Raw genomic sequence first — 11,316 nt, forward strand, 5'->3', positions numbered from 1 at the left:
GGTATCGGGGCGCCCCGACCCCGGCCCGACCGCCGACCGCCGTCGCGCCTGCGTCGGGCTGTGGGCGCCGGCCGCTAGAGTCTGGTCGGGCCGTCCGCGGCCCGCCCCGACCGAGCCCGAGCCAGTCCGAATCCAGGAGCCGCACCGCATGGCGCGCAAGAGCAGCAGCGCACCCGCCACCGACGAGCCGTTCGACGAGAAGATCGTCGACATCGACGTCGCGGCGGAGATGGAGGCGTCGTTCCTCGAGTACGCCTACTCCGTCATCTACTCCCGCGCCCTGCCGGACGCCCGTGACGGGCTGAAGCCGGTGCACCGCCGGATCCTGTACATGATGTCGGACATGGGCCTGCGGCCCGACCGCGCCCACGTGAAGTCCTCGCGCGTGGTCGGCGAGGTCATGGGCAAGCTCCACCCGCACGGCGACACCGCCATCTACGACGCGCTGGTGCGCCTCGCGCAGGACTTCTCCATGCGCCTGCCGCTGGTCGACGGCCACGGCAACTTCGGCTCGCTCGACGACGGCCCGGCCGCCCCCCGGTACACGGAGGCCCGCCTGGCCCCGCCGTCGATGGCGATGACGGCCGGGCTCGACGAGGACGTCGTCGACTTCGTCCCCAACTACGACAACAAGCTCACGCAGCCCTCCGTGCTGCCGTCGGCCGTCCCGAACCTGCTGGTCAACGGCTCGTCCGGCATCGCGGTGGGCATGGCGACGAACATGGCGCCGCACAACCTCGTCGAGGTCGTCGCCGCCGCGCAGCACCTCATCGGGAACCCCGACGCCACGCTCGACGACGTCATGCGGTTCGTGCCCGGCCCCGACCTGCCGTCGGGCGGCAAGATCGTCGGGCTCGAGGGCGTGCGCGACGCGTACCGCACGGGCCGCGGCACCTTCCGCACCCGCGCGACCGCCCGGATCGAGAACGTGACGGCGCGGCGCAAGGGGATCGTCGTGACGGAGCTCCCCTACGGGGTGGGACCGGAGAAGGTGATCGAGAAGATCGCCGACGGCGTGAAGGCCAAGAAGATCCAGGGTGTCAGCAACGTCCAGGACCTCACGGACCGCACCCACGGCCTGCGCCTGGTGGTCGAGGTGAAGACCGGCTTCGACCCGGACGCCGTGCTCGAGCAGCTCTACCGCACCACGCCGCTCGAGGACTCCTTCGGCATCAACAACGTGGCCCTCGTCGACGGCCAGCCGCGCACGCTCGGCCTCCTCGAGCTGCTGCGCGTCTGGGTGGCGCACCGCATCGACGTCGTGCGCCGGCGCTCGACGTTCCGCCTCGCCAAGCGGCAGGAGCGCCTGCACCTCGTCGAGGGACTGCTGCTGGCCATCGTCGACATCGACGAGGTCATCCAGGTCATCCGCACCTCCGACGACGCGGCCGCCGCGCGCGAGCGCCTCATGAGCGTCTTCGACCTGTCGGAGCCGCAGGCCACCTACATCCTCGACCTGCAGCTGCGCCGCCTCACCAAGTTCTCCCGCATCGAGCTGGAGAAGGAGCAGTCGGAGCTGGAGCGCGAGATCGCGGAGCTCCAGGAGATCCTCGCCGACGACGCCCGCCTGCGGGCCGTCGTGAGCGCCGAGATGAGCGAGGTGGCCTCCACCTACGGCACCCCCCGCCGCACGGTGCTGCTCGACTCGGCCGGCGGCGCCACCGCGCCCGCCGCCACGAACGGGCGCAGCAAGGCGCCCGCCATCAGCCTGGAGATCGCCGACGCCCCCACCCGGGCCCTGCTGTCCGCCACGGGGCTGCTGGCCCGCACGTCGGGCGAGTCCGCGGACGCCCCCCTCGAGCGGGCGGGCCGCCGGCACGCCCACGACGCGATGCGCGGGGACGTCGCGACGTCCACCCGCGGCGACGTCGGCCTCGTCACCACCGCGGGCCGTCTCCTGCGCGTGTCCGTGCTCGACCTGCCCGCGCTGCCCCCGGTCGACGGGCCGCCGTCGCTCTCCGGCGGCATCCCGGTCAGCGAGCTCGTCGCGCTCGCGCCCGGCGAGACCGCGCTGGCCGTGGTCTCCCTGGACGACGAGGCGCCGACGCTGGCGCTCGGCACGGCGAACGGCGTCGTCAAGCGGGTCACCGCGGGCGACGTGCCCGCCAACCGCGACGAGTGGGACGTCATCGCGCTCAAGGACGGCGACCGGGTCGTGGGCGCCGCCCCCGTGGGCGAGGACGACGAGCTGGTCTTCGTCGCGTCGGACGCCAGCCTGCTGCACTTCGAGGCCTCGGCCGTGCGTCCGCAGGGCCGCGCCGCGGCCGGCATGGCGGGCATCCGCCTCGGCGCGGGCCAGCAGGTCGTCTTCTTCGGCGTCGCGCGGGCCGCGACGCGCGACCTGCACACCGTGGTCACCGTCGCGGGCACCTCGGGTGCCCTGCCGGGCACGGGCGGCGGGTCCGCCAAGGTCACGCCCTACGAGCTGTACCCGGGCAAGGGCCGCGGCACCGGCGGCGTGCGCGCGCACCGCTTCCTCAAGGGCGAGGACGGCCTGGTCCTCGCCTGGGTGGGCGAGGGCCCCGCCCGCGCCGTGGGCGGCGCCGGGCAACCCGCCGAGCTGCCGGAGAGCACCGACCGCCGCGACGGTTCCGGGCAGCCGCTGGCCGCGCCCGTCGCCGCGGTCGGCTGACCTGGGCAGGCACGTCCGAGCCGGCGAGGCGACGGCGTCCGGGGTCGTGGGGACCCGCCTCGCGCCGGTCGCCCGCCGTCACACGACGGTGGCCGCGAGCGCCCCCGCCGCGAGCGGGAGGAAGACGCACGACGTGGCGTAGAACTGCGGCGTCGACCAGTCGCCGACGCGGACGTGGCTGAAGATCGCGCAGACCCAGAACAGGATCAGCCCGGCGGCCGCCGCCGTCCCGACGTACGGCACCCCGACGAGGCCGGCGAGCAGCCCGGCCGCGCCGGCCAGCTTCAGCGTGCCGATCGGGAACGTCGCCCACGACTCCGGGACGCCGATCGCGGCCAGGTTCTTCTGCAGGCCCGGCAGGACCCTCCGCGGCCGGGCCACCCACAGCACGCCGGAGACCGCGTTCATCGTGACGGCCGCCAGGACGACCACCACCCCCCACGTCGTCACGACTCCACCCGCACGTCGCGGGCCGGCGCTGCGACCGGTGGGCGGGTCGTGCGCCCGCCGTGGGTGCAGGTCCTGTGCTGGGTCATCGTGGGGCTTCCCGTCTCTGGAGCGCGGCGCCCGCCCTCGGTGCCGGGGGGCTGCTCGATGTTCCGACGACGGGTTCGCGACGTTCGTGACGTGGCGCGCGTCACAGGGGCGGCGGCGCCGTCCGACTACGCGATCGCTGCGACGATGGCGGCACCCAGGTCGTCCGGGCGCGTGTACATGGGCCAGTGCCCGGTGGGCAGGTCCACGATCTCGTAGTGGTGCAGCTTCGCGAGCTCGTCGACGAACGGGTGCCCCTCGGTCATGAGCCCGCGCAGCACGTCGGCCGGCATCTCCGACGCCACGACCGTCGAGGGGACGTCGAGCCGGCGCGGGTCGTCGCTGAGGCGGTGCGGCTCGCGCACCGTCCCGCCGGGCTGCGGCGCCGACTCGACGTCGACGGCGGCACGGATCTCGTCGGTCATGTCCCGCAGCGAGTCCTCCTCGAAGGAGGACCAGTCGAGGGGGACCTCGACGACGTCGGCCGGGAGGTCCCCGTTCATCGCGTAGCCGTCGCCCACCGGGCCGGAGTCGACGTACACCACGTGCGAGACGCGGCCCGGGCGCGCGTCCGTCGCGGCGTAGACGAGGCCCCCGGAGGCGGAGTGCCCCACCAGGGCCACCGGGGCGTCCGCGGGCAGGGCGTCGATCGCGGCCACGACCGCGGCCACGTGGTCGGCCAGGTGGATGCCGGCCCGGTCGGCGTCCTTCGACCCCAGGCCGGGCAGCGTCACGGGGTGCGCGGTGTGCCCCGCGCGCTCGAGGACGGGGACGACGCCGTCCCATGCGGAGGCGTTCAGCCAGAACCCGGGAACCAGGATGATGTCCATGCCCCGAGATTAGGTGTGACCTCCGACACCGCTCCTGCTTCACTTCCGCCATGCCCACCCGCGCGCTGCCCGACGGCTACGAGCTCACCACCGACCTCGCCCGCATCGACGCGGCCCGCGTGCACGCGCTGCTCGCCGAGCACGCGTACTGGGCCGCGGGGCGGGCCCGCGAGGTCCAGGACCGCGCGGTGGCCGGGTCCCGCAACCACGCGGTGCTCGTGGCGGCCACGGGCGCGACGGTCGCGTACGCGCGGCTCGTCACGGACGGCGCCACCTTCGGCTGGCTCGCGGACGTCATCGTGGACCCGGAGCACCGCGGGCGGGGCCTCGGCACCGCCGTCGTCGCCGCGGCGCTGGCGGACGTCGAGCCCCTGGGTCTCAAGCGGGTGCTGCTGCGCGCGTCGGAGGACGGCCGGCCGGTCTACGACCGGCTCGGCTTCACGCCCGTCCCCGAGCCGGGGACCTGGCTGGAGCTGCGCGCGAGCACACCGGCGACCACGAGCGCCTGACCGGCGACGTAGGTCAGCATCACCCAGAAGCCCGACGCCGGCGGCGCGAACCAGTCGGTGAACGCCCCGAGCGCGATCATGGCGTCGGAGGCGAGGAAGACGGCGCCGCCGACCCCGGCGAGGGGGTGCACGCCCGTGGCGAGCACCGCCATGGTCACCAGGCACACGCCGTACACGACGACCGCGGCCAGCAGCGGCCCCGCCCCGGGGGCGCAGGCCGCGACCAGCGCGACGGCCGCCACGGCGTAGGGCAGCAGGAGCACCGGCCGACGCGCGACGCTGTGCGCGCGGGTGGGCCAGAACGCGACGACGTACGCCACCTGCGCCAGCAGGAAGAAGCCGACCATCACGAGGAACGCCGCGTCCCCGGAGAACGCGGCGGGCGCCGTGTCCCCGAGCCAGGACAGGCCCAGCGCCACCAGCACCAGGCGCACGAGCCGCGACCGGGGCGCCGGCGCCGCGCACCACAGGGTGACGGCGAGCAGCGGCATGAGGGTGCCCTGCGTGACCCGGGCCCACGCGCTCGCCTCGGCGACCTGGGCCACGAGGTGCAGCACGGTGAGCATGGACAGCGCCACGGCGGCCGCGCGCGAGCTGGCGGTGGGCAGGAGGCGCTGCGGCGGCGCGGGCAGCAGCCCGGGATGAGCGACGTCGGTCACGCCGCGCAGCCTAGGCCCACCGGGGCCCCGACCGGAAGCCGCTCCCCCGCCGCCGCGGACGGGCCCCGGGCCGCGCCGCCAGGAGCGCGGTCGGAGCGTCGTCCGAGCGTCGTCCGAGCGTCGTCCGAGCGTCGTCCGAGCGTCGTCCGAGCGTCGTCCGAACCCGGTCAGAGCCGGGTCCGGGCTGGTCAGAGCCGGGTCCGAGCCTGGTCAGAGCTCGATCGACAGCAGCCGCGACCCGTGCCGCTTGGTGTACCCGAGGCTCGCGTACAGCCCGTGGGCGCCGCTCGGATTCTGGGTGTCGACGTCGAGCGCGGCGACCGCCATCCCGTCGGCGGCGAAGGCCCGCATCCCCGCGGACAGGAGGGCGACGGCGACCTTGCGGCCGCGGTACGCGCGGCGCACCCCGAGGATGTCGGTGTAGCCGAACGGGTAGCCGCGGACCGCGAAGTCCTCCGTGTACCGCGAGGCGATGTGGTACCCGACCACGAGCGGCTCGCCCGCCCGCAGCGCCGCCGCCGTCTCGGCGTCCGTGGCGGGGTCGGCCAGGAGCGCGTCGACGTCCGGCGCGGGGTCCACGACGACGAACGACCACTCGGGCGCGTACATGCTGCGCCCGCTCCGCCACTGCTGCACGGTCATAGGCTGGCTGCCCCAGTGGTCGCGGAACGCGTCGTTGTGCGCCAGGCGCGTGGCCTCGTCGTGCTCGTCGCCGAGCGGCACGAGCCGCAGGCCGGCGTCGGGCTCGACGGCGGGGACCGGGCGGGCCTCGAGGTCGCGCAGGTCGCGCTCCAGGTCGGAGTAGTAGCGCCGGGGCGTGAAGCCGCCGCGCTCGTAGAGCCGCACCTTGGCGGCCGGCGCGTCGTCCTCGAGGAAGCTCGCGATCCGCGCCGGGACCTCCTTGCCGGACGCCGCGAGCAGCTGGCGGGCCCGCGCCACCTGCCAGGCGAACAGCTCGCGGCCGATCCCCTCGCCGCGGCGCTCGGGGTGCACCGCGCCCCACAGGAAGGCCCGCACGAGCAGCGTGTCGCCGGGCATCGACTCCACGTAGCCGTAGGCCCGCAGCGCCCCCTGGGCGTCGAGCCCGAGCACCGTGTCGGCCCCGAGGTCGCGCCACGGCGCCCCGAGGAGCTCGACGATCTCCGCCAGCGTCTCGCGGTAGGGCTCGCGGTCCGCGGCGGCGACCGTGTTCCGCAGCTCCAGGAGCGCGGGCGCGTCGTCGGTCGTCGCGGGCCGCCAGGTCAGCCCGCCGGCGGTCGGACCGGGCAGGACGGCGGGGGCGGCGGCGCGCTCGGCGATCGGAGCGAGCAGGTCGGCGTCGGGCATGTGCTCACGGTAGGACTCCCGGGGCCCGCCGCGCACGGGAATTCGCCGGACCCGGGCTGTTGCCGCGGCGTGCCGTGTGTGGCACGGTGCAGCCTGCTGACCTGCACGGACCCGAGCACGACGACCCCCGGAGCGCGCGATGACCGAGACCGTCCCCGCCGTCTACGAGCGACTCGACGAGCGCTTCGCCGCCGTGGGCGGCGACAGCCGCCTCGAGCGGCTGTGGACCGGCGGCCGCTGGACCGAGGGCCCGCTCTACGTGCCCGCCGGCCGCTACCTGCTGTTCAGCGACATCCCCAACGACCGCGTGCTGCGGTGGGACGAGGCGGACGGGTCGGTGAGCGTCCTCGAGTCGCCGGCGCGCTACGCGAACGGGCGCACGATCGACCGCCAGGGGCGGGTCGTGACGTGCCGGCAGGGCGCCCGCCGGGTGGAGCGCACCGAGCACGACGGCTCCACCACCGTGCTCGCGGACCGCTGGCAGGGCCGACGGCTGAACAGCCCGAACGACGTGGTGGTGTCGGCGGACGGCGCGGTGTGGTTCACCGACCCGCCGTACGGCATCACGAGCGACTACGAGGGCGAGCGCGCGGAGCCGGAGATCGACGGCTGCCACCTCTACCGGGTCGACCCGGGCACGGGCGGGACGACCGCCGTCGCCACGGACTTCGAGCGCCCGAACGGGCTCGCGCTGTCCGTGGACGGCAGCCGCCTGTACGTCGCGGACACGCGCCACCGGCACCTGCGGGTCTTCGACGTCGACGGCGGGCGGATCACCGGCGGGGACCTCTTCGCCGACATCGACGGGGGGCCGGACGGGCTGCGCGTCGACACGGCGGGCCGCGTCTGGGTGGCCGCCGGGGAGGCCCTGCACGTGCTCGACCCCGACGGCACGCTCCTCGGTCGGCTCCACCTGCCCGAGGAGGTCTCGAACCTCGCGTTCGGCGGCCCCAAGCGCAACCGGCTCTTCGTGACGGCGTCCACGTCGGTGTACTCGATCCTGCTCACCGTGAACGGCGCCCCGCTGGTCTGAGGCGCCCGGCCCGCGGAGCCGCCCGTCGCGGCGCCCGCGGCGGTGGACGGGCCGCTCGAGCGGCCCCGCGCGCCGTTACGCTGCACGGGTGACGACCACGCTCGATCCTGCCGCTGCCGACACCCGGTCCACCGGCCTCCGCGAGGCCCTCCGCACCCGCGTGGTCGTGGCCGACGGCGCCATGGGCACGATGATCCAGGCCGCGGACCCGACCCTCGAGGACTACGAGGGGCACGAGGGCTGCAACGAGGTGCTCAACGTCTCGCGGCCGGACATCATCTCCGCCGTCCACGACGCGTACCTCGAGGTGGGCGTCGACGCCATCGAGACGAACACCTTCGGCGCCAACTGGTCGAACCTGTCCGACTACGGGATCGACGACCGCATCCGCGAGCTCGCCCGCGCCGGCGCCGCCCTGGCCCGCGGCCGCGCGGACGCCTTCGCCACGCCCGACCGCCCGCGCTGGGTGCTCGGCTCGATGGGCCCGGGCACCAAGCTGCCCAGCCTGGGGCACACGACGTACGCGCACCTGCGCACCACGTTCGCGGAGCAGGCGGCGGGCCTGCTCGAGGGCGGCGCGGACGCGCTCCTCGTGGAGACCAGCCAGGACCTGCTGCAGGCCAAGGCCGCCGTCACGGGCTGCCACGACGCGATCGCGGAGGTGGGCCGCCGCGTCCCGGTCATCGTGTCGGTCACGGTGGAGACCACCGGGACGATGCTCATGGGCTCGGAGATCGGCGCGGCCCTGACCACGCTCCAGGCGATCGGCGTCGACGCGATCGGCCTGAACTGCGCCACCGGCCCGGACCAGATGAGCGAGCACCTGCGCCACCTCGCGCGGCACAGCGAGGTGCCGGTCACGTGCATGCCGAACGCCGGCCTGCCGGAGCTGGGGCCGCACGGCGCGGTGTACCCGCTGACGCCGCAGGAGCTGGCCGCCGCGCACACGCAGTTCGTGCAGGAGTTCGGCCTCGGGCTGGTGGGCGGCTGCTGCGGCACGACGCCGGAGCACCTGCGCCAGGTGGTCGAGGCCGTGCGCGGCGCGGAGCTGCCGGACCGGAACCCGCAGCGCGAGAACGGCGTCGCGTCGCTGTACTCGCACACGGACCTGCGCCAGGACACCTCGTACCTCGCGATCGGCGAGCGCACCAACGCCAACGGCTCCAAGGCGTTCCGCGACGCGATGCTCGAGGGCCGCTGGGACGACGTCGTCGACATCGCCCGCGCCCAGACCCGCGACGGCGCGCACCTGCTGGACGTCTGCGTCGACTACGTGGGGCGCGACGGCGTCGCGGACGTGCGGGAGGTCGTCTCCCGGCTCGCGTCGGCGTCCACGCTGCCGCTGGTGATCGACTCGACCGAGCCGGCCGTGCTGCAGGCGGGCCTCGAGCTGCTCGGCGGCCGCGGCGTCGTGAACTCGGTGAACTTCGAGGACGGCGACGGGCCGGGTTCCCGCTACGCGAAGATCATGCCGCTGGTGCGCGAGCACGGGGCCGCCGTCGTCGCGCTGACCATCGACGAGGAGGGCCAGGCGCGCACCCAGGAGACCAAGGTCGCGATCGCCACCCGCCTCATCGAGCAGCTCACGAACGACTGGGGCATGCGCGTCGACGACATCATCGTCGACGCCCTGACGTTCCCGATCGCCACCGGGCAGGAGGAGACGCGTCGCGACGCCATCGAGACCATCGAGGCGATCCGCGAGATCACCACCCGCTTCCCCGGCGTGCACACGACGCTCGGCGTCTCCAACGTGTCGTTCGGCCTCAACCCGGCCGCACGGGCCGTGCTCAACTCGGTGTTCCTGCACGAGGCGACGCAGGCCGGCCTCGACTCCGCCATCGTGCACGCCGCGAAGATCCTGCCCCGCAACGCCATCCCCGACGAGCAGTGGGAGGCCGCGGAGGACCTGGTCTGGGACCGCCGCGCGTACGACGACGAGGGCAACCTCACCCACGACCCGCTGTCGCACCTGCTGGAGCTGTTCTCCGGCGTGGACGCCACCGCCCTGCGCGACCAGCGCGCCGCGGAGCTGGCCGCTCTGCCCGTCGGCGAGCGCCTGGAACGCCGGATCGTCGACGGCGCGCGCAAGGGCCTCGAGGAGGACGTCGAGGAGGCGCTGGCCGACGGGATGAAGGCGCTCGACATCGTCAACACGCACCTGCTGGGCGGCATGAAGGTGGTGGGCGAGCTCTTCGGCTCGGGCCAGATGCAGCTGCCGTTCGTGCTGCAGTCGGCGGAGGTGATGAAGTCGGCGGTCGCCCTGCTCGAGCCGCACATGGAGAAGGTCGAGGGCGGCGAGGGCCGGTCCAAGGGCACCGTGGTGCTGGCCACCGTGCGTGGCGACGTGCACGACATCGGCAAGAACCTCGTCGACATCATCCTCACCAACAACGGCTACACCGTGGTGAACATCGGCATCAAGCAGCCCGTCTCCGCGATGATCGAGGCCGCCGAGGAGCACGACGCCGACGTCATCGGCATGTCCGGCCTGCTCGTGAAGTCGACGGTGGTGATGAAGGAGAACCTCGAGGAGCTGGCCTCGCGCGGGCTCGACCGGCGCTGGCCGGTGCTGCTCGGCGGCGCGGCCCTCACCCGCACCTACGTCGAGGACGACCTCGCGTCCGCGTTCCCCGGCACGGTCCGGTACGCCAAGGACGCGTTCGAGGGGCTGCGCCTCATGGAGCCTCTCGTCGCCATCGCCCGCGGCGCCGACCCGGAGTCCGTGGGGCTGCCCGCGCTGCGCAAGCGCCGCCACGGCGTCGTCACCGTCACCGAGACGGCGCCCGAGGACCTGCCCGCCCGCTCGGACGTCGCCGCCGACAACCCGGTGCCCACCCCGCCGTTCTGGGGCACGCGCGTGGTGAAGGGCATCCAGCTGGCCGACTACGCGGCCTTCCTCGACGAGCGCGCGACCTTCATGGGCCAGTGGGGGCTCAAGCCCGGCCGGGGTGACGACGGCCAGAGCTATGAGGAGCTCGTCGAGACCGAGGGCCGGCCGCGGCTGGCGGCCTGGCTCGAGCGGGTCCGCACGGACCAGATCATGGACCCCACGGTCGTGTACGGGTACTTCCCCGTGTGGTCCGACGGCGACGACCTCGTCGTCGCCCATCACGACGGGCCCGACGGCGGCTCCGGCGGCGAGCCGGGCACCGAGCGGCTGCGGTTCCACTTCCCGCGGCAGCGCCGCGACCGGCACCTGTGCCTGGCGGACTTCGTGCGCCCACGGTCGTTCGCGGACGAGACGGGGCGGTTCGACGTGCTGCCGGTGCAGCTCGTCACCGTGGGTGACACCGTGTCGGGCCACACCGCGAAGCTGTTCGAGGCGAACAAGTACCGCGAGTACATGGAGCTGCACGGCCTGTCCGTGCAGCTCACCGAGGCGCTGGCGGAGTTCTGGCACTCACGCGTCCGCGACGAGCTCGGTTTCGCCGACGAGGAGCCCACCGACGTCGAGGGGCTGTTCAAGCTCCAGTACCGCGGCGCCCGCTTCTCCCTCGGCTACCCCGCCTGCCCCGAGATGGAGGACCGCCGCAAGGTGGTCGAGCTGCTGCGGCCCGAGCGCGTAGGCGTGACGCTCTCCGACGAGCTCCAGCTGCACCCCGAGCAGTCCACCGACGCGTTCGTCTTCCACCACCCCGAGGCCAAGTACTTCAGCGTCTGAGCGGGAGGGCAGGACAGCGCGAGTCGGGGGGGGGCCGCGCGGGGGGGGGGGGGGGGGGCGGGGGGGGGGGGGGGGGGGCGGGGGGGGGGGGGGTTAAAAAAAAAAAAAGAACCACAAACACGAAAAGAA

At 74.4% G+C, this 11,316-nt stretch carries 8 protein-coding genes; 4 read left to right on the forward strand and 4 right to left on the reverse strand.

Annotation, left to right across the window (positions count from 1 at the left end; all coding sequences use genetic code 11):
- Positions 1 to 148 precede the first annotated feature (148 nt).
- Positions 149 to 2,632 carry a DNA topoisomerase (ATP-hydrolyzing) subunit A gene (locus ACFU9A_RS14260; protein ID WP_430575938.1) on the forward strand — a complete coding sequence of 828 codons (2,484 nt, stop codon included), beginning with the start codon at positions 149 to 151 and terminating at the stop codon, positions 2,630 to 2,632.
- A gap of 78 nt (positions 2,633 to 2,710) precedes the next feature.
- On the opposite strand, the gene ACFU9A_RS14265 is transcribed toward ACFU9A_RS14260, so the two are convergent.
- Both ACFU9A_RS14265 and ACFU9A_RS14270 read right to left on the reverse strand, forming a co-directional pair.
- Positions 2,711 to 3,082: a DoxX family protein gene (locus ACFU9A_RS14265; RefSeq protein WP_430575939.1), complete on the reverse strand. Its 372-nt coding sequence runs from the start codon at positions 3,080 to 3,082 to the stop codon at positions 2,711 to 2,713.
- Between the two features lie 212 nt (positions 3,083 to 3,294).
- Positions 3,295 to 3,996: an alpha/beta fold hydrolase gene (locus ACFU9A_RS14270; protein ID WP_430575940.1), complete on the reverse strand. Its 702-nt coding sequence runs from the start codon at positions 3,994 to 3,996 to the stop codon at positions 3,295 to 3,297.
- A gap of 50 nt (positions 3,997 to 4,046) precedes the next feature.
- Here ACFU9A_RS14270 and ACFU9A_RS14275 point away from each other — a divergent pair, with 50 nt between their 5' ends.
- Entirely contained in the window at positions 4,047 to 4,505 is a 459-nt protein-coding gene (locus ACFU9A_RS14275) for a GNAT family N-acetyltransferase (protein WP_430575941.1), read from the forward strand.
- Here ACFU9A_RS14275 and ACFU9A_RS14280 read toward each other — a convergent pair.
- Both ACFU9A_RS14280 and ACFU9A_RS14285 read right to left on the reverse strand, forming a co-directional pair.
- On the reverse strand, positions 4,418 to 5,164 hold the full coding sequence (locus ACFU9A_RS14280) for a lysoplasmalogenase (protein WP_430575942.1): 747 nt from the start codon (positions 5,162 to 5,164) through the stop codon (positions 4,418 to 4,420). The genes ACFU9A_RS14275 and ACFU9A_RS14280 overlap by 88 nt on opposite strands.
- Before the next feature lie 210 nt (positions 5,165 to 5,374).
- Positions 5,375 to 6,490 (reverse strand): GNAT family N-acetyltransferase, encoded by a 1,116-nt coding sequence (locus tag ACFU9A_RS14285; RefSeq protein WP_430575943.1) that lies wholly within the window; start codon positions 6,488 to 6,490, stop codon positions 5,375 to 5,377.
- Between the two features lie 139 nt (positions 6,491 to 6,629).
- Here ACFU9A_RS14285 and ACFU9A_RS14290 point away from each other — a divergent pair, with 139 nt between their 5' ends.
- Positions 6,630 to 7,523: an SMP-30/gluconolactonase/LRE family protein gene (locus tag ACFU9A_RS14290; protein WP_430575944.1), complete on the forward strand. Its 894-nt coding sequence runs from the start codon at positions 6,630 to 6,632 to the stop codon at positions 7,521 to 7,523.
- Positions 7,524 to 7,611: 88 nt separating this feature from the next.
- Positions 7,612 to 11,187 carry a methionine synthase gene (metH, locus tag ACFU9A_RS14295; RefSeq protein ID WP_430575945.1) on the forward strand — a complete coding sequence of 1,192 codons (3,576 nt, stop codon included), beginning with the start codon at positions 7,612 to 7,614 and terminating at the stop codon, positions 11,185 to 11,187.
- Positions 11,188 to 11,316: the final 129 nt, after the last annotated feature.

Origin of the sequence: Isoptericola sp. NPDC057653 (assembly GCF_042799955.1) — a bacterium.
In the GTDB taxonomy this organism is placed as follows: domain Bacteria; phylum Actinomycetota; class Actinomycetes; order Actinomycetales; family Cellulomonadaceae; genus Isoptericola.

What these genes read in the sequence shown, in the direction of transcription:
- ACFU9A_RS14260 (WP_430575938.1), top strand. Translation starts at nt 149, where the DNA reads ATGGCGCGCAAGAGCAGCAGCGCACCCGCCACCGACGAGCCGTTCGAC.
- ACFU9A_RS14270 (WP_430575940.1), bottom strand. Translation starts at nt 3,996, where the DNA reads ATGGACATCATCCTGGTTCCCGGGTTCTGGCTGAACGCCTCCGCATGG.
- ACFU9A_RS14275 (WP_430575941.1), top strand. Translation starts at nt 4,047, where the DNA reads ATGCCCACCCGCGCGCTGCCCGACGGCTACGAGCTCACCACCGACCTC.
- ACFU9A_RS14285 (WP_430575943.1), bottom strand. Translation starts at nt 6,490, where the DNA reads ATGCCCGACGCCGACCTGCTCGCTCCGATCGCCGAGCGCGCCGCCGCC.
- ACFU9A_RS14290 (WP_430575944.1), top strand. Translation starts at nt 6,630, where the DNA reads ATGACCGAGACCGTCCCCGCCGTCTACGAGCGACTCGACGAGCGCTTC.